This is a genomic window from Methylomonas koyamae, from assembly GCF_001644025.1.
GTDB lineage: Bacteria > Pseudomonadota > Gammaproteobacteria > Methylococcales > Methylomonadaceae > Methylomonas > Methylomonas koyamae_A.
In genome coordinates, this window is the sequence record NZ_LUUK01000164.1 from 1 (window position 1) to 21,933 (window position 21,933).

Genomic DNA, 21,933 nt, shown 5'->3' on the forward strand with positions numbered 1-21,933 from the left:
GCGGCAACGGCTTGGCCAGGCCGCCCAACTGCAATGCGTCGTTACTGCCCAGGCGTTGTTGCAACATGCCGGCGATCAGCATCAAACTGGCGGCGACGCTGGCGAAATTCAACAACTGCATCAGCGCGCCTTGCAAACCCGACAAGTTAAAACTGGCGATACCGAGGATCACCATGCCGACATGGCTGACCCCGGCATAGGCCAGCAAGCGGCGCAGATTGGTCTGCCGTAGCGCGACCAGCGCGCCGTAGATCAGCGTCACCGCGCCGCCTATCGCCAGCGGCCAGCGGTATTCGGACGCGGCGGCCGGCGCCAGCGGAATCGCGAAACGCACAATGCCGTAAACCCCCAGTTTCAAACCGAGCAGCAACGCGGCGATTTGCGGCGGCGCCTCCATCGCCACGGTCGGCAGCCAGGTATGAAACGGCAGCAGCGGCGCCTTGACCGCGAAACCCAGCAGCAGCAGGCCGAACACCACCGTCTGCGCCGAAGCCGGTAGCGGCGACCTGAGCAATTCCGGCAAGCCGAACACCGGCAACGCGCCTGGCTCGCCGGCGGTCGCCAGCAATATGAACGCAAACAGCAGCGGCACGCCGCCGAACAACATATACAAGGTGTATTTCATCGCCGCGTAGCGCCGATGCGGACCGACACCCCACAAACCGATCAAAAAAAACAGCGGCGGCAGGGTCAGTTCCCAAAACAAAAAAAACAACACGGTATCCAGCGCGGTAAACACGCCTATCGTCACGCTTTCCAAGGCCAGCAGCAGCGCCAGATAAAACCGGTTCAGACGCTGCACCGCATTCCAGCCGGTCAGCAGGGCCGCCAACGTCACCAGCGCGGTCATCGGCAGAAAACCGATCGAAATACCGTCCACGCCCAGCAAAAATCGAACATTCAAGCCGGGTATCCAGGGATAGTCTTCGACCAGTTGGAAATCGCCGTCCTCCGGCCGAAATGCCGCGAATGCCCACAAACAAAACAGCAACTCCAACCCGGCAACCACCAAGGCCCAACGCCGCGCCGACATCCGTCCGACCGGTACCGCCAACGGCAGCGCTCCCAGCAGCGGCCAGAACAGACAAAGCGATAACAGCGGAAATCCGTTACTCATGGTGAGGAGTATTTCTGTGGTGGCTATGGTGCGCGGGGTAGTGTTCGCCGATTTCACTGGCTTCCTGATCGATGAACTTCAACCACGGCGTCGTGTAAAAGCCGGTGCCGATCAGCAAGCCGCAAATCACTAGGGCGATGATGCGTTCCTTGATGACCGGATGATGAATACTGCCGTAGGGCTGCACCCAACGCCGCGGGTGAGCGATGAACAGGCGTTGAAACGCCCACAGTAAAAATGCCGCGGCCAGCACGTTGCCGAGCAATATCGCAATCGCGATCAGCCAGCCGTGCTCTTCTATCGTGCCTTCGATCAGTAAATGCGCGGCGTCGAAGCCGGGCGTGCCGGGCATCACCATCGTGCTCAAGGCCGAGATCATGAACAGCAGCGCCAGCGTGGTGTTGGTCTCGAACAATCCGCCCAGGCGGGGTAGAAACGAAGTCCGGGTCCGTTCGTAAATCAGGCCGATACTGAACAGCATGCCGGCGGTCGCCAGACCGTAGGCAACCGACAACAGAATGCTGCCTTCCAACGCGAAATCGTTGAACGAAAACACCCCGATCGCCAGCATACCGGTATGGCTGATCACCGCGAAGGCCACCAACCGGCGCATGTTGATTTGCATCAGCGCCAACAACGCGCCGTAAAAAATCCCGATCAAGCCCAAGGTCAGCACGAAATGCGCCCATTGTTCGGCGGCGCCGGGCACCAGCGGCAATATGAAGCGAATCAGCGCGTAAATGCCCAGTTTGATGCCATGCAGAAAGATCGCCGCGCTGGCGGCGGTACCGTGCTCGGCCAGCGGCGGCAGCCAAGCGTGAAACGGAAACAGCGGCATTCGCACCGCGAAACCGAACAATAGCAGGATGAAGATCAAGGTCTCGTTGGGAATCGCCAAATCGTGATGCTTAAGCGCCAACCAATCGAAGCTTAGCGGCATGCCGTTCTGAGCCAGACCGCCGCTGAGCAGCACGAAACCGATCAGACTCATCGCCAGTCCGGACAGCCAGTATTGCAACACCGCTTTGACGACCCGGTTGCGCTGGCGGCCAGTGCCGGCGAACACGGTCAGCAGCACTACCGGCACCAGTTCCAACAGGCACCAAAACCAAAACTGCAAGGTGTTCAACGCGCTGAACGCGCCGATCAGAATGCCCTGATACGCGAGTAGGCAGGCGACGAACAAACGGTCGTCGCGGTGGCGGGTAATCAAGGTATAGACCAAGGCCAACAAGCCCAGGATGGCCGCCAGCGGGATGAATAGCACGTTGGTGCCGTCCACGCCGGTGCGGTAATGCAGACCCAGCCATTCGACGCTCTCGGCCAAGTGGATGCCGGGGGCTTCGGCGTCGAACACCCACAGCATGTAGACGCTCAAGGCCACGTTCAGCAACGCGCCGGCGAACGCCAGGCGTAGCGCGTGCGGCGGCCGTGCCGCCATCACCGCCAACGCGGTCAGCAACGGCAACAGGGTCAGAATGCTCAATACCGGCAACGCGGCGGCGGCTTGCCAATAAACGATATCGGTTGTCATCGGTATCCCAGCGCCACCATCAGCGTAATCAGAACGAACAGCGCCAAATAGCGCGGACTCAACAGCAATTTCTCGAAGCGGTTGGCGGCGCGTCCCAAGCGCCGGCCGAAACGAATACTGTCCCCGCCGATGCCCCGCAAGATGAAGCGATATTCGAACCAGCCCAACAGCGCCGCGCTCCATTGCGCCAGTTTGCCGGCCAGACCGCTGCCGTAAGCGAAACTATCGCGGTCGCTGTCCAAGTTCGCGCCGAGCTTGCGTTCCTCCCATTGCGCCAGCGACGAAATCGCCCGTATCGCCGGCGCCGGCGCGCCCAGGGCCGGATCGATGACGTGCTCGTCCAGAAACCTTAAGTCCTCGGACAAGCGGCGTACCGGCTTGACGAATAGCCGCTCCAGCGCCGGCTCCAGCCAGCCGCGCTGCAGCGACACCAAAAACGCCCAGCGCCGCCGAGCTAGCCAGGCCGGTACCGGCGCGGTCGGCCGACAGGCGGTGGCTTGCAAAATCGACGGCGCCGACAGCAGCAAATAGCAGCGCACCACCGCGTGGGCCAGCAAATGCCAGGACGCCAGCGTCCACCAACCCAGCCCGCATTCGACGAACATCAAGCCCAATTGCACCGCCGCCGCGAAAATCTGCGAACTCTTGATATCGGTCTGACTCAGCCCAACCCAATAGCCGTACAGCGCGGTCAACGCCCCAACCTCGATCAACAAAGCCATCGCTTGCGAGGCCTGCTCGAACAAGGGCTGCAATTGAATCAGCAAAAATACCCCGGCGTGGGTCATCACCCCGCCGTAAAAAATCGCGCTGGACGGCGTCGGCCCTTCCATGGCTCGCCCCAGCCAGAACGTAAACGGAAATTGCGCCGACTTGACGCTGGCCGCCAACGCGAAACAAGTCGCCAACAGCAAAGCGTCGCCTTTTTCCAAATCCGCCGCGCCGTCGTTGATCGCCCGCCAGTCGCAACTTTCCAGCCAGGCCAGGCTCAGACCGATGGCCAGCACAAAACCGGCGTCGCCGATCCGATTGGTAACGAATACCCGCAACGCATTAGCGGTCGCGATCGGCCTGTCGTAGGCATAGCCGATCAGCAAATACGAACACAAGCCGGCCAGTTCCCAGCCGACGAAGGTCAGCAAGGCATTGCCGGCCAGCACCAGCAACAACATCGCCGCCGAGAACAAACTCAGCAGGAAGAAGAAGCGGTGGAAGCCGGCCTCGCGGTGCATATAATTGACCGAGAAACGTAGCGTCACCCACAGCAAAATACCGAACACCCCGGCCACGGCCAGACGGAACCGGTCGCCGGCCAGATCCAAACCGACGCTGATCTTGCCCAGCCGCAGCCAGTCGCCGTAGGCCTGTGCGTCCAGCCCGGCCGGCCAAGCATTCCAGGCCAGCGCCAACACCAGCAGCGTCGCCGCGCCTATCCCCAGCAAAGCCAATCGGGCCGTGACTTTTTCGCCGGCATCGCCGCTCAGCGCGCCGCCGAACTGTAAAGCGCCGATCGCCAGCGCCGACAACAGCGGCAACAACGGTACCAAGGCCAACCAATACGCGCTCATCGCTCGACTCCCGCTTGCCGGATCAGCATCGGCGCCACCGGCTCAACGGCATCGCGGTAGCAATCCGGCGAATTTTCCCGGATCGGCAATTCGTCCGGCAACGGCTGCCACGGCACGAAGCCGTCGCCGCGCTCGAACACGAAAATCTCCCCGCTATCGGGGTCCTGGGCGCTCAGATGCACCCAGCCGCCACCGATCAACTCCCGCAGACCGTCCTGCCGTTGGTAGATCTCGGTCAGCACGCCGATCTTGGCCTCGACCACGAGTTGCAGCCGCATCGCCTCGTGAATTTCGATCATCTGCTTGGGCAAACCGGTGCGCAAATCGCTGCCGGCGCCTTCCATGACCGCGAAGAAACCGGTCGGATTGTGCGGCACCTTGGAACCGCAACCCAGCCGCTCGTTGTTGACCGTGGAAAAGTAGTATTCCAAATTAATGCCGGCGCCGACCGGACCGACCGCCAGCAAGATGCCTTCCAGAATTTGGCCGCTCGGGTCCTGGGTCGGATCGTAGGAAATCAGGAACAAGCGCCTGTCGAAAAACGCGCCCTGGGTGGCCGCGCGCCGGCCGACGAAGGCGGCCGCGTTGGTGGCGTGGCCCAATTCCGGCCGGGCTTGCGAAAAATCGGCGGCACGGTTCAAAAAATGCCGCAGCGCTTGGGCCGGCTTGGGTCGGCGCGGCGCCGACGCCAGCCTTCGGCAGCGTTCGTGGGCCGACATGCGTTGGGCATGGCGCAATTGCTCGTTCAGATTAAGCCAATCCGATCGGCGCTCGGCCGGCAAACCGTCCAGATCGTACCAAGCGATGTCTTCGTCGCAGGTATTGTGCTCGGCGCCAATGAAATAGGTATCGGGCGGAATGACGATGCCGCGTTCCGCCAACAGCAGCCGCACCTCGGCACGATTAGCCATCGCCGCGAACAAACGCGCGTTCGGCCCGCCGTGCCGGCCGCTGCACGCACCGCAGTCGTAAGCGGCCAGATGCGGATTGTTGCGACTCATCGAGCCGTGGCCCATCAACACCACCCATTCGGCAAAGCCGTAGGTCAGGCCGGTATTGCGCAAAAAACCGGCGACCCGCTCGGCTTGCTCAAGGTCGGTAAACCCCAGTCTCGGCTGCTCCGGCGTGGCCGGGGTCGGCGCGGTCGCGGAAAAATTCAGTCGAGTCTTAAGATCCGGCGCGACGATTTTGGCTGCGACGCCCAGCAAATTTTGTTGAGTCCTGGGAAACAGGGCCTTGCCGACCAAGCCGGCCAGCGTCAACGGCGCCATCGCGTTGATTGCCGGATAAGCCAGCCAGGGATCGCGGCGCAAACGATGGTGTATAAAATCCGCGAGACCGCGCACGACTCCGCCGCCGGCTCTATGCCGGCTCGCCCTGAGCGGCGCGGTGCCCGGCGCGGCTTGTTCCTCGACGTCGTGGGCTGGCACGACCACCACCGGACACAACGGCGTCTTGGCCGTGTCGTCCAAGCCCCGGTAATTCATCGGCACCCCGAAAAATCCGGCGGCGCCCAAGGTCTCGACGTCCAGATTCAGTTCCTCCAGATGGCGGCGGAAGCCTTCCTCTCTATCGTCCATGCAAAACACGATTTGCGCGGAGGGACGCCGGTCGCGCCGCGCCCAGCGCCCGCGTCGCCGATTGGCGTGCAGCGCTTGCAACACCTGATCGCGGTAATGGCGCTCATAGGCCCCCAACCAGACCCGGCGCCGGGCGCTGTCGTCGAACCCGTCGCTGGCGCTGAGCCAATGCAGCAACTGGGCCTTGCTCAACTGCGCGATCTCGGCGGCGTTCAACCCCAAGGCCCGGCAAATCCGCCACAAGCGCCAGCCGTGATCGTAAACCGACAAGCCGCCTACCGCCGCCAGCGGGCTGCGTTGCCAAGTCCGGATCCGCTCCGCCAGCCCTTGCCAAGCCGACTTATCGCGGCCGCCGTCGGCGATCTGCACCTGACAGGCTTGCACCAGATATTCCGGCAAGCCGCCGCCGAATAAGGCATCGCGCACGAAAAATTCGTAAACGTGCTTGCCGAAATAACCCGCCAATTTGTCGTAGCGGGCATCGCAGTGCCACAGGGTCCGACAATGGGTTTGCAGAAAGGCCCGATCCAAAATCAAGCACAGGGCCAGGTAGTCGGCCAATTCCGGACGAGCCTCGCCGTCCCGGTAGCCGGGATGGGTCTGCCGCCAATTGATCAAGCCGGACCAACCCGGCAGTTCCAGCGCCAAGCGTTGCAGATAACCGGACCAGCGCTGTTCCGGTATCGCCAAGGCTTGCAGTTGCTGAACGACCGCATCGGCGGCATCGTCCGGCAGGGCCGCGACTATATCGTCCCAATCGTCGAGATCGTGAAAAAAACCGCTAGGATCGAAAGCCAAATTGCGCCGCCAGGCCCGATATAAACCCAATCCCTCGCGGTCGGGCAACTGCCAGGCCGCCAAACCTTCGTCCAGCCAGGAGGCGCACAGTCCGATTAATATCGGGCGCACCTGATCCAGCACATCGACACCGGTCAGCGCCGCCAGCAAACCGCGTAAGCTCAAGCCGTGACCGATCCGGGCAAAGCACTCGTCAACGACGCCAGCCGCCCGTTGCCGCAAATCGCCTTCGCCGCTCAGCCAATCTTCGGCCTGCTCGGCGCTCAAATCCAGCAAATCCTCGGCATGCAGTTGCGGTTCGCGCAATTCCAGAACCGCCAGCAGCGCCCGCCAAGCGGCAGCGGCTTCCGGCTCGGCCAATACACCCAGTTCGCCGACCTGCCAGGACCATTGCGCCGGGGACACCGGGCTGATGTCTTCCAGTAGCGCCAAGCGGTACAACGCGCGGAGCGTGACCGGCCGGCCGCCGCTGCGAGCGATCACCGATTCGATGTCGTCGCCGAAATGGCGGGCGAGTTCGGCGTCCAACTCGGCGTCGGAAATCCGCCCTTGCCGGTAAAACTCGCGAAAGCGCTCGATCGGTAGATAACAATCGATACCGGTCAGTGCGGTGAATTCGGCCAAGGCCTGTTCGAACGGCAGATGTTGAAAACCGTGCAGGGTGTTGTGGTGGACGAAATCGTGGATCGGCGCCTGGCCGGGCAACACGTGATCGAGATGGGCAATGGCGTCCAGAACGATTTGGCGCGGCTCCCGGCCGACGGCGGTGGAGGCTGACATGGCTTAAATCCGGAAAACGGCAGGGCGGCGATCCACGCGGCCGGCCGGAGAGACTATCCAATTCACGGCAGGCGCTCTCCTATCACCGCCAACATTCTATCCACCGTGACGCTGGACAACTCGATCAGCGGCGCCGGCAGCAAACCCAACGCGACGATGCCACCGACCAACACCCCGGACGCCAGCATTTCGACCGGCCGCAAATCGGCGATCTCGCGCATTTGCGGCTTGACCGGTCCGGTAAACAACAGGCCGACGGTGCGCATCGCGTAAGCGGCGCTGATCAGGATGCTCAGGCTGAAAAACACCATCAAGCCGCCCCATTGCCGGAAACCGCCGATCAGCGTGTGCAACTCGGCGACGAAACCGACCGAGCCCGGCAAGCCCATCGCCGCCAGCAAGGTCAGCGTGGTAAACACCGCGAAACGCGGCATGACCTGGACCAGCGAGCTGTAGTCGGGCAGGTGACGGGTATGGGTGCGTTCGTAGAGCAGTCCGACCAGCAGGAACAAGGCGCCGGCGATCAGGCCGTGCGCGGTCATCTGCAAAATCGCGCCGGTGAAACCGGTATGATTCAACGCCGCGATGCCCAGCAGCACCACGCCCATATGACTCAAGGACGAATAGGCCACCATCGCCTTGATGTCGGTCTGCCGCCAAGCCAGCAAGCCGCCATACAGCATGCCGAACAAGGCCAGGAACAGCAACGCCGGCTGCAGCAATTGGGCGGCGACCGGCAGCATCACGCACGACCGGATCAGACCGTAGGCGCCCATCTTCAGCAGGATGCCGGACAGCAAAATGCTGATCGGACTGGGGGCTTCGACGTGCGCCAGCGGCAACCAGCCATGCAGAGGGAAAATCGGCATTTTGACGCCAAAGCCGATCAAGAAACCCAGCAAAACCAGAACTTGCTCGACCACCGGCATGGTTTGCGCCGCCTGACCCATTGCCGCCATCAGCGAACCCTGCTTTTCCAGGTCGTACTCGCTGATCGCCAGCAGACTAAGCAACATGAATACCGACCCGCCCATCGTGTACAACACGAAGTTGAGACTGGCCGCGTGGCGGCGCTTGCCGCCCCAGCGATCGATCAGGAAGTAGAGCGGAATCAGCGTGACTTCCCAGAAAATGTAAAACAGCGCCCAATCCTGCGCCATGAACACGCCCAACATGCCGAATTCCAGCAGCAACACGCAGATGTGATAACCCTTGACGCCATCGCTGACCGACGCCGAAGCCAGCAACGCAATCGCGGTCAGTAAGGTGGCCAAGACCAGCATCGGCAGCGACAAGCCGTCGACGCCGAGCGCGTAGGCGCTGCCGAGCTTGGGATTGAGCGGATAAAATTCGCCGAATTGCATCGCGCTGTCGCCGGCGTCGAAATCCAACAACAGCTTGCCGGCCAAGGCCAGCGCGCAAAGACTCATGAGGTTGCCGAGGATGCGGATCAGCCTGACACGGTCGCCGGAAACCGGTACCAACATCAGCGCCCCTAGCGCCGGGGTCCACAGCAACGCGCTTAAAATCGCCATTTCGAGGTGGTGGTTGAAGTCCAATTCCGGCCATTCTAAAGGCAGCCGGCCCGGCTTGACCAGCCTGAATTCGCGGCCTCGGCCGTTTTCCCGGCCGGCTCGGAGCCGGAATCGGCCGTTCGGTTTAAAAATCCCGCGGCTTCGTGTACTCTAGCCGGCTGGCGTCGCCCACGGGTGACGCTACTTTTTAACCCCGCGCAGGCCGCCACCGCGTCCTCGGTGTCCGCCTCAAACCACGATGCAAATTCACCTGATAGCAGTCGGCAACAAGATGCCGGACTGGGTACAGCAAGGTTATAATGAATACGCCAAACGCCTGCCGCGCGAATGCGAACTGGTCTTGCGGGAAATCGCGCCGGATAAGCGCAAAAGCGGCGACATTGCTCGTATCGCCCGCGACGAAGGCGAGCGGATGCTGGCGGCGTTGCCGCCCAGAGCTCACGTCGTGACCCTGGATATCCCCGGCAAACCCTGGGCCACCTCGGATTTGGCGCAAGCCCTGCAACGCTGGCTGGGCAACGGCCAACCGGTAGCGTTGATGGTAGGCGGCCCGGAGGGCCTGTCGGAGCAAGTCAAAAGCGTCGCCAAGGAATCCTGGAGCCTGTCGCCGTTGACCTTTCCCCACCCGCTGGTTCGCATCGTCGTGGCCGAACAAATCTACCGGGCCTGGAGTCTGCTCAACCACCATCCTTACCACCGCTGACCATGAGCCCACAAATCATTCTCGCCTCCGCCTCGCCGCGCCGTAGCGAATTGCTGAAGCAAATCGGCGTGCGCCACCGCGTCGTCTCGGTCGACATCGACGAAGCACCGCTGCCCCACGAAGCACCGGATGCTTATGTCGCCAGGGTCGCCGCCGAAAAATCCGAAGCCTGCCGGCTTGTAGACCGTTCCGGCCTGCCGATTCTGGCGGCCGATACCAGCGTGATCCTGGACGGCCGCATCCTCGGCAAGCCCGAAGATTTGCAACACGCGATCGAGATGCTGAGCCGGCTGTCCGGCCGTACCCATCAGGTTTTCAGCGCGGTGTCGCTACGCGGCGACCGGCATTGGCAAGCCCTCAGTGTCAGCGAGGTGCGTTTTCGACCGCTCAGCCACCAGGAAATCGTCGCCTATTGGCAAACCGGGGAACCTTGCGATAAAGCCGGCGCCTATGCAATACAGGGCTTGGCCAGCACGTTTATCGAATCGATGGCCGGCAGTTTCTCCGGCGTGATGGGTTTGCCACTGTTCGAAACCGCCCAATTACTGGCCCAACAAGGCATTACCATCCTCCCATGAGCGAAGAAATTTTAATTAATGTGACGCCGCCGGAAACCCGGGTCGCGGTCATCGAAAACGGCGTCTTGCAGGAATTGATCATCGAGCGGCTGCGCCAGAAAGGCCTGGTCGGCAATATCTACAAGGGCGAAGTTTGTCGGGTACTACCAGGCATGCAGGCCGCCTTCGTCGACATCGGCCTGGAACGGGCGGCATTTTTGCATTTGTCGGATTTCAGCAGCCAGGAATTGGCCGAGAAGGCCTCGGAAAACATCGAACACTACCTGAAGGAAGGTCAGAAACTGGTGGTCCAGGTCACCAAGGACCCGATCGGCAACAAGGGCGCCCGGCTGACCACCGATATTTCGATACCGTCGCGCTACCAGGTTTACATGCCCTACGCGGGCAACTCCGGCGTGTCGCAACGCATCGAATGCGAAGCCGAACGCGGCCGTCTGCGCGCCTGTATCGAGTCCTACCAGCAAAAACACAGCGTGCCGGGCGGCTTTATCGCCCGCACCGCCGCAGAATGCGTCGAGGAAGCCATTCTGTATTCGGACATGACCTTTTTGCACAAGCTCTGGGAATCCATCCTGGAAAAAAGTCAAAAAGCTAAGGTCAAGACCCTGATCCACGAGGACTTGCCGCTCAGCGTTCGCACCCTGCGCGATTTGTACAAGGAAGGCATCGAGAAAATCCGCGTCGATTCCAAGGAAACCTATCTGCGCATGGTCGAATTCGCCGAAACCTTCGTGCCGGAAGTGGTCACGGTCATCGAGCACTATTCCGGCGAGCGGCCGGTGTTCGACATTTACAATGTCGAGGACGAGATCAGCAAAGCATTGGATCGCAAGGTCAAGCTCAAATCCGGCGGACATCTGGTATTCGACCAAACCGAATCGATGACGACGGTGGACGTGAATACTGGCGGCTACGTCGGCGGACGCAATCTGGAAGAAACCATCTTCAAGACCAATCTGGAGGCGGCGCAGACCATTTCCCGACAACTGCGGCTGCGCAATCTGGGCGGCATCATCATCATCGATTTCATCGACATGCAGAGCGACGAGCACAAAAAACAAGTGCTCCAGGCCCTACAGCGCAACCTCGACAAAGACCACGCCAAGACCAAAATCACCGAGGTCTCGGCACTGGGTCTGGTGGAAATGACCCGCAAGCGCACCCGCGAAAGCCTGGAACACATCCTCTGCGAGCCTTGCTCCACTTGCGGCGGACGCGGCGTGCTGAAAACCGCCGAATCGATTTGTCTGGAAATCTTTCGCGAGATTATCCGAGTGGTGCGCCAATATTCGGTTCAGCAAATTCTGGTGCTGGCCTCCGAGCAGGTCGTCGAAATGTTGCTCGACGAAGAGGCCGACATGCTGGCCGAACTGGAAATGTTTCTGAAGGTGGCGATCAAGATTCGCGCCGAAGCCGAATACAATCAGGAACACTACGACGTGGTGCTGTTATAGGCCGTCGCCTTGGTGATTCGACACGTCAGCCGCGCGAGTCGGCATCTGCTATTCTGGTCGCTGATAACGGCGGCGCTGGTGCTCAGCGCCTTCCGGATTTGGCTGACCGATATCGCCGACTATAAACCGGAGCTGGAACGGCGCATCCGGGAGGCGGCCGGCATCGCCGTGCATATCGGCCGGCTGGATGCGAACATGCGCGGTTTCAGCCCGGAGTTGAAACTGATCGACATTGCCGTCGATTCGGCCGACTCGGCGGCCCGGCCGGCCATCCGGCTCAGGGAAATCCGGATCGGCATCGATCTGCTGGCCTGGCTGTTCAGCCAGGACCCGATGGCCTCGGGCTGGGTCAGCTTGGTCGGCGCCAAGCTGGACATTATTCGCAACAGCGACGGCAGCCTGGCTGTCAAGGGCTTGCCGAGCAGCGACGAACAACCGCTGTGGCTGTTGCAAGGCGGAAAGTACGAGATCCTGCAAAGCCAGCTGACTTGGCAAGACCTGAAACGCGGCAGCCCGAAAGTCGCCGTCGACGACTTCGATTTGCTGATTAAAAACACCGCCGACGGCGCCAATCACGAAGTCCATCTGCTGGCGAAACTGCCGGAAAGCCACGGCGACCGACTGCGGGTTTCCGCGCGGCTGACAGGCAATCCGTTCCAGCCGGACACAATAGACGGCAGCCTTTACCTCGAAGCCGACAATCTGCAAGGCCCGGCTTGGCTGAACGACGCATTTCCCGAAGGCCCGAGGCTGAACTCCGGTTCCGGCGATTTCCGAATCTGGAGCGAATGGCGCCACGCGCTACCTTACCGGATCGCCGGCTATGCGCAGGCGCAACAAATCGAGCTCAGCCGTCCGCAAGGCGCGGCGTTGCAACTCGACACGCTGGAAGGTAACTTCGTTTGGCGCGATGAGGCCGGCAGCCAACGCTGGTGCGGCTACGACGTCAATCTCGTCGCCAAGCACCAACGTTGGCCGAACGCCGAATTCTGCGTCGGCCGCAATGCCGACGGCGCGTTGTCCGGTTTAATAGAAAGGATCGACTTGCAAGCGCTGATGCACTTGGCCGCCGCCTGGACCCCGGCCGACGATAGGCAGGCCCAATGGCTGAAGATCAATCCGCACGGGATTCTGCGGCAAGTCGGCTTTTACGCCGACGCCAACTTCGACCGCTATGCCTTGCACGGCGACTTTACCGAGCTGGGCAGTGAAGCCGCCGACGTATTTCCGCAACTCCAATCCGTGAACGGCACGTTCTCGATCGCCGATGCCGGCGGCCACCTGCGACTGAACGGCCGCGAAGTCTTGTTGAACGCACCGGCGCTGTTCCGCAATCCGTTGACCTTGCATAACCTCGACGGCAGTCTGAGCTGGCGACAAACCGCCGACGCCTGGCAAATCCACGGCGCCGATCTGATGATCGACTCCGATATGCGCACCGCCAGCGCATTCGACCTACTCGTGCCTAAAAACGGCGATAGCCCGATGCTGGCGATGCGTACCCGCTTCAGCGACTTTAACGACATCGGCAAAGTACCGCTGTATCTCCCGGCCAAAGTCATGAGCCAGGACGCGGTGGCCTGGCTGGACGACGCCTTCGTCGCCGGCCGGATCGAACGCGGCGAAATGGTCTTGTCCGGCCGTCTGGCGGATTTTCCGTTCGAACAAGGTAACGGCCGTTTCGAAACAGTCTTCGCGATCGACGGCGGCGAAATTCAGATCAACGAGGATTGGCCGCATCTACAAGACGTGCATGCCGACGTGCAGTTTCTCGGCGCCGACTTGCAGGTGGCCATCGACGGCGGGCACAGCGAACAGGTCGACATAAGCCAAGCGGTCGTGGCGATACCCGATTTGGCCAACAGCGAGGCGGTTTACGTGTGGGGCCGGGTCGGCGGCAAGCTGGCGGCCGGCCTGAGTTATCTGCAAAAGACGCCGTTGCACGGCAAGGTCGATCCGCTGGTCAAGGCCTTTAGCGCCGAAGGCGAGGTCCGCGTCGACCTGGATCTGAAGATCCCGTATTACGAGAACCAACCGACCGTCTCCGAGGTCGCCGCCCATTTGACACAGGCGAAATTAACGTTGAATTCGGTGGCGCTGGCGATCTCCGACATCAACGGCGTTCTGCATTTCAGCGAAGACGGCGCTAGCGGCGAACGCCTGGACGCCCGCGCGCTAGGCCACCCGATTCGCGGTACTTTGAGTCACGACCAAAGCAGTACCCGACTGGTCTTAGACGGGACCACTGGTACCGCCGAATTACAAAAGCAGTTCACCTTCCTGAAAAACCAAAGCGCCGCCGGGACTTTCCGTTACCGGACCGATTTGCTGATACCCTACGCCGCCGAACGCCCGTCGGTCTTGACGATCACCAGCGATTTACAAGGCGTCGCCGTCAACGGTCCCGACTGGCTGGCCAAATCGGCCGAACAGAGTCTGCCGATCGCGCTGACTTTTCGTTTGGACAGCGGCGACCGCCTGCCGCTGGACATCCGCTACGGTCAGGATCTGAGCTTGGCGCTAACGATAGACACCAAGCAGAATCGGCTATATTCCGGCCATGTCGTGTATGGCGGCAGCCAAGCCGAGCCCTATCCGGCCGCCGGTCTGAAGCTGGACATCGACCGACCGACCTTTAAATTGTCCGAAGCCCTGGCCGCCTTCGGCGACAGCGAGCAACAGCAGCGCCTGCCACCGTTGCGGGAGGTTGGTCTGACCACCGAACAATTGGTCTGGCAGGGCCGCGACATCGGCCCCTTTCATTGCAGTTTGACCCGTCGCGATCAAGGCTGGCAAGGCAGTATCGACAGCAAGTTCGCCCGCGGTCAGCTGAATATTCCCGACCTGCGCGGCGGCGGCGAACGTTTTGTGTTGAACATGGATTATTTGAATCTGTCGGCGGCCGATCAACTGGATTTCGACGCCGCCGAAGACGTCGTCACCGAATTGCCGCTGATCGAAATCGACAGCCAGCAATTGCTCTGGCGCGGCGTCGATCTGGGCAAATTGAAATTGCGTAGCGAACGCCGTCCGCAAGGCATGCACTTCAAGCAGATCCAACTCAACAAGGGCGGCCGGACCATGGAATTCCGCGCGGACTGGACCAAATTGGCCGGCGCCAGCGTCACCCAATTGAGCGGCCGCTTGACCACCGACGGTTTCGGCCAATTTCTGACCGAACTGGGTTACACCGATGAAATCAAGGAAACCCATGCCGACATCAGCATCAACGGCGGCTGGAGCGGCGCGCCGCATCAGTTTTCGCTGGCCGGCTTCGACGGCACCGTCCAAATCGACCTCAGCGACGGCCGGATTTCCAGCATCGAGCCTGGCTTCGGCCGACTGCTGGGCCTGATTGCGATGGAACAATGGGCCAAACGCTTGAGTCTGGATTTCAGTGACGTTTACCGCCAGGGCTTTGCCTTCGACCGAATTACCGGCCATTTCCGTTTCAGCAACGCCCAAGCCTACACCGACGATCTGGTCATCGACGGCGTGGCCGCGAAGCTTAGTTTGGCCGGCACCGCCGATCTCGCCAAAAAGACCGTGGACCATCGCGTCGCGGTAATACCCAAGAGTTCCGACGCCTTGCCCATAGCTGGTACAATCGTGGGCGGGATTGCCGCGATGATTACGCAAGTGGTTACCGACGATTATAAAGAAGGTTATTTCTTCGGCTCCCAATACAAACTCGCCGGCCCTTGGGGCAATGTTGAAGTCACGCCGCTGCACGATCAAGACGGTCTGGTGAAAAAGGCCTGGCGCAGTCTGACCGGCTTCGAGTGGCTGAACGATCTGACAAAATAACGCGATACCGCCAATCTCCTCGCCAAACAATTAGAACAACAAGGACAACATGACTATCTGTGCCGCCATTCAAATGGCCTCCGGGCCGCAAGTCAGCGCCAATCTGCTCGAAGCCGACAAACTGATCGCCGAGGCCGCCAAGGCCGGCGCTAAACTGGTCGCGCTGCCGGAAAATTTCGCGATCATGGGCATGCACGAGACCGACAAGATCAAGGTCGGCGAACAAGACGGCAGCGGCCCCATTCAGGACTTCCTCGCCGCCACCGCCAAGAAATACGGGATCTGGCTGATCGGCGGCACGATACCGGTATTCGGCGAAGCCGCCAACAAGGTGCGCGCCACCTGCCTGGTGTTCGACGAGAAGGGCGAGCGAGTAGCCCGCTACGACAAGGTACATTTGTTCGACGTCAACGTGCCGGATTCGGCCGAGGTCTACCGCGAATCGGATTCCATCGAGGCCGGCGAAACCCCTTGCCTGATCGATTCACCGTTCGGCAAGATCGGCATCGCGGTCTGCTACGACCTACGCTTTCCGGAGTTTTTTCGGCCGATGGCGCGCAAGGGCATGGACATTCTGGTGTTGCCGGCCGCTTTCACCGCCAAAACCGGCGCGGCGCATTGGGAGGTTCTGCTACGCGCGCGCGCGATCGAAAACCTATGCTACGTCTTAGCCCCCAACCAGGGCGGCTTTCATATGAACGGCCGACAAACCTACGGCCACAGCATGTTCGTCGATCCCTGGGGCGTCGTGCTGGATTGCTATAAAACCGGCCCCGGCTTCGTCAGCGGCGACGTGGACCGCGGCCGTCTGGAAAAAACCCGAGCGTCGTTTCCGGTCCTGGAACATCGCCGCTTTTTTTGCGAGTAAGCCCCATGTTGAAAACGTTGCGTTACACCCTGCCTTGTCTGCTATTGGCCGGTTGCGCCGACGCCCCGGAAAAATATCGCGATATCAAGCACCTGGAATTGCCGCCGGTACTGCCGATCGAGAATCCCCATCCGCAACCAGCCATCGCCGCCGACGATCTGACTGGCTCGAAAAGCGGGGGAAAATCCATGCTGGCGGGCTTGGTTGACTTCAAGGACGACGGTCAAAAACCGCAGCTAACGTTGATGACCCGGCTGGATCGGGCCTGGGAAATGGTGGAAACCGCGCTGACGCTGAGCGATATCGACATCGTCGACAAAAACCGCAACGACAACAAAATCCAAGTCCGCTACGACCCGGATACCGGCGGCAAAACCAAAAGCCTGTTGAACCGGCTATTTTTGGATAACGACTTCCCGGAAGCGGAATACACCATTTCATTGACCGATGCGATTTCCGGCGTCAAAGTCAATGCCGCTCTGGGCAAACCGGACGACTTCGCCGCCAACGAAGACGGCTCGGCCGCACTGATCCGCCTGCTGCACGACACCATCGATAAGAAAATCATCAACCGCGACGAGAAGGCAAAACCGGAGGAGTAAGCGCTGGGAGCCAGTTCGGCACTGTTCGGCCGTCTTGAACGCGATGGCGATGGATACGTCTCGCTACGAACTCCGGTCAAACCGACTCAGCGCTCCAAAAAATTCCGCAACATGTCGTGCCCGTGCTCGGTCAAAATCGACTCGGGGTGAAACTGCACGCCTTCGATGTCCAGGGTTTTGTGGCGCACGCCCATGATTTCGTCGATGTTACCGGCTTCGTCCTGGGTCCAGGCGGTGACTTCCAGGCAATCGGGAATGGTCGCCTGTTCGATGACCAGCGAGTGATAGCGGGTGGCGGTAAACGGATTGCTCAAGCCTTTGAACACACCCAGTTCTTTGTGATACACCGGCGATACCTTGCCATGCATGATTTGCTTAGCGTGGATGATGTTGCCGCCGAAGGCGTAACCTATGCTTTGATGGCCCAGGCAGACGCCAAGAATCGGGTATTTGCCGGCGTAGCGGTGGATGGTTTCGACCGAGATGCCGGCCTCTTTGGGGGTGCAGGGGCCGGGGGAAATCACGATTTTGTCCGGGCGCAGCCCTTCGATGTCTTCCACCGTCACTTCGTCGTTACGCACCACCACCACCTCGGCACCCAGTTCGCCGAAATATTGCACCAGGTTGTAGGTGAACGAATCGTAGTTGTCGACCATCACCAATCTGACGCCGCTCATGCTTTGCCTCCGAGGCCGGCTTCGGCCATGCTGACGGCGCGGAACACCGCGCGGCCCTTGTTCATTGTTTCATCCCATTCGCTGCGCGGCACGGAATCGTAAACGATGCCGGCGCCGGCTTGAATGTGCAGGGTTTGATCTTTAATCACCGCCGTGCGGATGGCGATGGCGGTATCCAGATTGCCGGACCAGGAGATGTAACCGACCGCGCCGGAATAAATGCCGCGCTTAACTGGCTCCAGTTCGGCGATGATTTCCATGGCCCGAATCTTGGGCGCGCCGCTGACGGTGCCGGCCGGGAAGGTGGCCGCCAGCACGTCGAAGGCGTTTTTGCCTTCCTGCAATTCGCCGGTGACGTTGGAAACGATGTGCATCACGTGCGAATAACGCTCGACGATCATCTTGTCGGTGAGTTTGACGCTACCGATTTTCGCGACCCGGCCGGTATCGTTACGGCCCAAGTCGATCAGCATCAAATGCTCGGCAATTTCTTTCGGGTCGGCGAGCAGTTCTTTTTCCAGTTCCAAATCTTGCTCGTGGGTTTCGCCTCGGCGGCGGGTGCCGGCGATCGGCCTGACCGTGACTTCGTTGTCTTCCAGCCGTACCAAAATTTCCGGCGACGAGCCGACCACGTGCAAATCGCCGAGATTCATGAAAAACATGTACGGCGATGGATTCAAACAACGCAAGGCCCGGTACAAATCCAGCGGCGAGGCCTCGAACGGAATCGACATCCGTTGCGACAACACCACCTGCATGCAATCGCCGTCGGTAATGTATTGCTTGGCTTTCATGACCGCGGCTTCGAAACCTTGCTGGGTAAAGCCGGACACGAAGTCGGTTTCCCGCACATGCTTGGTCGTCGCGCTCGATTGCGGGTGGGCGTGCGGCTCGCGCAGCTTCGCAACCAAGCTATCCAGCCGGGCCTTGGCGTTGTGATAGGCATTGTCCTGGGCCGGGTCGGCGTGAGTCAGCAACAGCATTTTGCCGGACAGATTGTCGAACACCAATAAGTCCTGCGAGACCATCAACAAGATATCCGGCGCGCCGATGGGATCGGGTTTGTCGCCGGGTGTTAGGCGCGGTTCGATGTAAGCGATGGTCTCGTAGCCGAAATAGCCGACCAAACCGCCGTTAAAGCGCGGCAGATCGGGCACGTCCGGCACCCGGTATTGCCTGCGAAACTCTTCAATCCAGGCCAGTGGCCGCGCGTGTTCGAAGGTCTCGGCGGCCGCTCCGTCGCGTTCGACCGTGATCGTCAAACCGTGGATTTTGATGCGCGTGTTACACGGCAAGCCGATAATCGAATAGCGTCCCCACTGCTCCCCGCCGTGTACCGATTCGAGCAAATAGGAATAAGCGCCGTCGGCCAGCTTCAAATAAGCGCTGAGCGGCGTATCCAGGTCGGCTAAAACTTCGCGGCAAACCGGAATGCGGTTGTAGCCCTGTTGGGCGTATTCGGCAAATTGGGCGGGTGTCATCAGTGTTGCTCAGAATGGGTCGTAGCGACCGTTGCGAATCAACGTGCGATTGTACCCCACAACGCGACTAGCGGGCGAACGCCCGCCGAGCGCCGCCGCCAAAACCCGGCCGATCGGCTAAAATGACCGATTTTCGGATCGAGCGATTATATGAAACTGGTAACTTTTCTAAGTAACGGCGCTTGCAAGATCGGCGCTCTGGTTGGCGATGCGATCGTCGCCGCCGACGACAGCTTGCCGAACGATATGATTGGTTTTTTGACGGCGGGCGTTGAAGCCAGACGGGCCTTGCAAGCGCTGATCGACGGCGGCGCGCCGAGATTGGCGCTGGCCGACGTGACCTTGCTGGCGCCGATCCCCAGACCCGGCAAATTGCTCGGCATCGGCCTGAACTATGCCGACCATATCAACGAAACCGGCTGGGAAAAGCCCGAATACCCGACTTTTTTCACCAAACAAAGCACTTGTGTCATTGGCCCCGACGCCGCGATCCATATCCCGCCAATATCGGACAAGGTCGATTACGAAGGCGAATTGGCCTTCGTGATCGGCAAACGCTGCAAATATGTCGGCGTCAAGAACGCCCGCGACGTCATCGCCGCTTATACGATCTGCAACGATGTCACGGTTCGGGACTGGCAGGCCCGCACCCCGACCTGGACGCTGGGCAAATCCTTCGACAGCCACGGCCCGCTCGGTCCCTGGCTGGTCACCGCCGACGAAATTGCCGATCCGCACAATCTCACGTTGAAGACCTGGGTGGACGACGAATTGCGGCAGAACGCCAACACCGGCGAGATGATCTTCAATTGCTACGAAATGGTCGCCTATCTGACCCAGGCGATGACACTGGAGCCGGGGGACGTGATTACCACCGGCACCCCGGCCGGCGTTGGCGTCAAGATGAAGCCGCGCGGCTATTTGAAACCTGGACAGACCGTGCGCATCGAAATCGAGGGACTTGGCGCGCTAAGCAATCCGGTGATTACCGAACCGCCCGAAAATCACGGCGCGTAAAGACCGCCGCGCTACTCGCTGGCCATCCGGCTTAGGCCGAACCGGTCGATTTTCTTGTACAGCGTGGTGCGGGTGATACCTAGCGCCTTGGCTGCCTGCGAAATGTTGCCGGCGCAGGCTCGCAACGTGGTTTTGATGCCGTAAAGCTCCCAGTCCTCCAGCGTCATCGCCCGTCCCGGCTGCGACGCCCTGGGCGAGGCCTCCAACTCCGGTTCGGACTCCCGCGCGGTTTTCGCCAGTTCCGCGACAAAGTCCACCGGCAGATCCTCGCGCGTGATGAAATTGCCGCCGGCGGTATACAGCGTGGCGCGTATCACGTTGATCAATTGCCGAATATTGCCTGGCCACGGATGCTGCTCGATCAAGGCAATGACGCTGGGACATATGCCGATCGCTTGTGCGTTGGGCATTTTCGCAAGTTCGCGCTGCAGAATGTGATGGATGATGGCCTGTTTGTCCTGCCGCTCACGTAATGGCGGCAGGTGGATTTGCGCACCGTTGAGACGGTAATACAAATCGCGCCGAAAGCGACCGGCCTCGACCGCATCCAGCAAAGGCACATTGGTAGCCGCGACGATCTGCACATCGACCCGAATCGGCTTGGCGCCGCCGACCGGCGTGAATTCGGAGGTTTCCAATACCCGGAGCAACGTGGATTGCAAATCCAGGCTCATATCGCCGATTTCGTCCAAAAACAAAATGCCGCCGTCGGCCAACAAAAATTTGCCCGGTTTACCGCCGCTGCGGGCGCCGGTGAAGCTGCCGGCTTCATAGCCAAATAACTCGCTTTCGATCAAATCGTGCGGTATCGAGGCGCAATTGATCGCGATCAAGGGTTGCTCCCGGCGTGGCCCGGCATGCTTGAGGAGATTGACGAAGTGATCCTTACCGACGCCGGATTCGCCGGTGATCAGGATGGGAATCTTGTATTGCTGCAACTTGACCGCCTTATCAACCAAGGCCGCCAATTGCTCCGACATGGCCGGTTCCTCGGTTTGCGGCGGCCTTTTCGCTAATTTGAACGGGATTTTTTCCAAGACCCTGGCCTGCGCCGCCGGACTTCGCGTTAACGGTAGATTGGTATTCAACACCACGCATAGCAGATGCAGAAAGGCGAACAAGGAATTCATACTCTCCTGGCGATCGGCAATCAGGCCGATCACCGCCAGCAATTCGCCGCTGTCGTCCAGCAACGGGTAACCGACCGTGCTGAAAGGATGTAACAAACTCAAGAAATGCTCCATGCCTTGAAAGGCAACCGGCCGTTTCAGCAAGGCCGCGCTACCGATACCATTGTTGCCCAGCACCGCTTCGCTCCAACGGCTGTTTTGTTCGTACAGGTTGCGCATGAACGGGCTGGGGAAGGGATTTTCACCTAGAGCTTGTAACAACGCGCCGTCTGCGGCGGTCAGCACCAGCATCACGCCGGCTTCTTTCAAAAACACGTGAAATTGGTGACCCAAGTCCGCCAGCGACTCGGCGATCTGGCGGGACTGCGCATCGCCGCCGACAACGCCCTGGCCCGAACGCTGCCAATTGGCGAAATTCCCTAGCGGCAATTGATAGTCCTCCAAGCAACGCCGCCAAGCTTCGGCCACTTCCGGCCGAACCCAGTCGCTCTGATCGGGGACGGAGCGGGTTTGATTCATCCATCGCCAGGCTTGAACCGGGCGGTCGACTTCGAATTCCAGCGTACGCTTGTACAGAAAGGTTTCCTGAACAATTTTGGCGGTTTCGGGTAACCGTAACGCAATATCCATTTCTTGTCTCGATGTCCGGGCGCCGATTTTGGTTTTGGCGCGAAACTAAATAAAAAACAGCGGCTTAGGCTGTT

Annotated in this window: 15 protein-coding genes; 7 read left to right on the plus strand and 8 right to left on the minus strand. The window is 60.3% G+C overall.

Going from position 1 to position 21,933, the window contains the following annotated elements; translation table 11 throughout:
* From A1355_RS11935 to A1355_RS11955, 5 genes are all read right to left on the minus strand, one after another.
* Window positions 1-1,117 (minus strand): complex I subunit 4 family protein (locus A1355_RS11935; protein ID WP_064028424.1); only part of this gene is annotated, 1,117 nt, incomplete at its 3' end.
* Complete coding sequence (locus A1355_RS11940) at window positions 1,110-2,651, minus strand: complex I subunit 4 family protein (protein ID WP_064028353.1); 1,542 nt, start codon at window positions 2,649-2,651, stop codon at window positions 1,110-1,112. The genes A1355_RS11935 and A1355_RS11940, both read right to left, overlap by 8 nt.
* Window positions 2,648-4,219: a proton-conducting transporter membrane subunit gene (locus tag A1355_RS11945; protein ID WP_064028356.1), complete on the minus strand. Its 1,572-nt coding sequence runs from the start codon at window positions 4,217-4,219 to the stop codon at window positions 2,648-2,650. The genes A1355_RS11940 and A1355_RS11945 overlap by 4 nt, the downstream gene beginning before the upstream one ends.
* Window positions 4,216-7,377, minus strand: a complete 3,162-nt coding sequence (locus A1355_RS11950) for a DUF2309 domain-containing protein (RefSeq protein ID WP_064028359.1) — start codon at window positions 7,375-7,377, stop codon at window positions 4,216-4,218. Before A1355_RS11950 ends, A1355_RS11945 begins: the two co-directional genes overlap by 4 nt.
* 62 nt (window positions 7,378-7,439) lie before the next feature.
* Window positions 7,440-8,912 carry a complex I subunit 4 family protein gene (locus A1355_RS11955; RefSeq protein WP_064028361.1) on the minus strand — a complete coding sequence of 491 codons (1,473 nt, stop codon included), beginning with the start codon at window positions 8,910-8,912 and terminating at the stop codon, window positions 7,440-7,442.
* Window positions 8,913-9,150: 238 nt separating this feature from the next.
* Between A1355_RS11955 and rlmH the strand changes: the two genes are divergently transcribed.
* The 6 genes from rlmH to A1355_RS11985 are packed head-to-tail and all read left to right on the plus strand — an operon-like array spanning window position 9,151 to window position 16,924.
* Entirely contained in the window at window positions 9,151-9,615 is a 465-nt protein-coding gene (gene rlmH, locus A1355_RS11960; RefSeq protein ID WP_064028363.1) for a 23S rRNA (pseudouridine(1915)-N(3))-methyltransferase RlmH, read from the plus strand.
* Between the two features lie 2 nt (window positions 9,616-9,617).
* Window positions 9,618-10,193 (plus strand): Maf family protein, encoded by a 576-nt coding sequence (locus A1355_RS11965; RefSeq protein ID WP_064028365.1) that lies wholly within the window; start codon window positions 9,618-9,620, stop codon window positions 10,191-10,193.
* Window positions 10,190-11,647, plus strand: coding sequence for a ribonuclease G (gene rng, locus A1355_RS11970; protein ID WP_064028367.1), 1,458 nt, complete (start codon window positions 10,190-10,192; stop codon window positions 11,645-11,647). The genes A1355_RS11965 and rng overlap by 4 nt, the downstream gene beginning before the upstream one ends.
* 12 nt (window positions 11,648-11,659) lie before the next feature.
* Window positions 11,660-15,454 (plus strand): YhdP family protein, encoded by a 3,795-nt coding sequence (locus A1355_RS11975; RefSeq protein ID WP_231883652.1) that lies wholly within the window; start codon window positions 11,660-11,662, stop codon window positions 15,452-15,454.
* Window positions 15,455-15,503: 49 nt separating this feature from the next.
* A complete protein-coding gene (locus A1355_RS11980) occupies window positions 15,504-16,322 on the plus strand; it encodes a carbon-nitrogen hydrolase family protein (RefSeq protein WP_064028371.1) in 819 nt (272 codons plus the stop codon).
* 5 nt (window positions 16,323-16,327) lie between these two features.
* Entirely contained in the window at window positions 16,328-16,924 is a 597-nt protein-coding gene (locus tag A1355_RS11985; protein ID WP_064028373.1) for an outer membrane protein assembly factor BamC, read from the plus strand.
* A gap of 86 nt (window positions 16,925-17,010) precedes the next feature.
* Here the strand turns inward: A1355_RS11985 and A1355_RS11990 are convergent, their stop codons facing one another.
* Together A1355_RS11990 and trpE are read right to left on the minus strand one after the other, a co-directional pair.
* The gene (locus tag A1355_RS11990) at window positions 17,011-17,601 is read right to left on the minus strand and encodes an anthranilate synthase component II (RefSeq protein WP_064028375.1); all 591 of its coding nucleotides are present in this window, start codon (window positions 17,599-17,601) and stop codon (window positions 17,011-17,013) included.
* The gene (trpE, locus tag A1355_RS11995) at window positions 17,598-19,082 is read right to left on the minus strand and encodes an anthranilate synthase component I (RefSeq protein ID WP_064028377.1); all 1,485 of its coding nucleotides are present in this window, start codon (window positions 19,080-19,082) and stop codon (window positions 17,598-17,600) included. The genes A1355_RS11990 and trpE overlap by 4 nt, the downstream gene beginning before the upstream one ends.
* A gap of 150 nt (window positions 19,083-19,232) precedes the next feature.
* Between trpE and A1355_RS12000 the strand changes: the two genes are divergently transcribed.
* Entirely contained in the window at window positions 19,233-20,099 is an 867-nt protein-coding gene (locus A1355_RS12000; RefSeq protein WP_064028379.1) for a fumarylacetoacetate hydrolase family protein, read from the plus strand.
* 11 nt (window positions 20,100-20,110) lie between these two features.
* On the opposite strand, the gene A1355_RS12005 is transcribed toward A1355_RS12000, so the two are convergent.
* On the minus strand, window positions 20,111-21,859 hold the full coding sequence (locus A1355_RS12005) for a sigma-54-dependent Fis family transcriptional regulator (protein ID WP_064028381.1): 1,749 nt from the start codon (window positions 21,857-21,859) through the stop codon (window positions 20,111-20,113).
* Between the last annotated feature and the right edge of the window lie 74 nt (window positions 21,860-21,933).

Bases quoted from the DNA above. Each gene is read 5' to 3' on its own strand.
- A1355_RS11940 (WP_064028353.1), bottom strand. From the start codon at position 2,651: ATGACAACCGATATCGTTTATTGGCAAGCCGCCGCCGCGTTGCCGGTA.
- A1355_RS11945 (WP_064028356.1), bottom strand. From the start codon at position 4,219: ATGAGCGCGTATTGGTTGGCCTTGGTACCGTTGTTGCCGCTGTTGTCG.
- A1355_RS11950 (WP_064028359.1), bottom strand. From the start codon at position 7,377: ATGTCAGCCTCCACCGCCGTCGGCCGGGAGCCGCGCCAAATCGTTCTG.
- A1355_RS11955 (WP_064028361.1), bottom strand. From the start codon at position 8,912: ATGGCGATTTTAAGCGCGTTGCTGTGGACCCCGGCGCTAGGGGCGCTG.
- rlmH (WP_064028363.1), top strand. From the start codon at position 9,151: ATGCAAATTCACCTGATAGCAGTCGGCAACAAGATGCCGGACTGGGTA.
- A1355_RS11965 (WP_064028365.1), top strand. From the start codon at position 9,618: ATGAGCCCACAAATCATTCTCGCCTCCGCCTCGCCGCGCCGTAGCGAA.
- rng (WP_064028367.1), top strand. From the start codon at position 10,190: ATGAGCGAAGAAATTTTAATTAATGTGACGCCGCCGGAAACCCGGGTC.
- A1355_RS11980 (WP_064028371.1), top strand. From the start codon at position 15,504: ATGACTATCTGTGCCGCCATTCAAATGGCCTCCGGGCCGCAAGTCAGC.
- A1355_RS11985 (WP_064028373.1), top strand. From the start codon at position 16,328: ATGTTGAAAACGTTGCGTTACACCCTGCCTTGTCTGCTATTGGCCGGT.
- A1355_RS11990 (WP_064028375.1), bottom strand. From the start codon at position 17,601: ATGAGCGGCGTCAGATTGGTGATGGTCGACAACTACGATTCGTTCACC.
- trpE (WP_064028377.1), bottom strand. From the start codon at position 19,082: ATGACACCCGCCCAATTTGCCGAATACGCCCAACAGGGCTACAACCGC.
- A1355_RS12000 (WP_064028379.1), top strand. From the start codon at position 19,233: ATGAAACTGGTAACTTTTCTAAGTAACGGCGCTTGCAAGATCGGCGCT.
- A1355_RS12005 (WP_064028381.1), bottom strand. From the start codon at position 21,859: ATGGATATTGCGTTACGGTTACCCGAAACCGCCAAAATTGTTCAGGAA.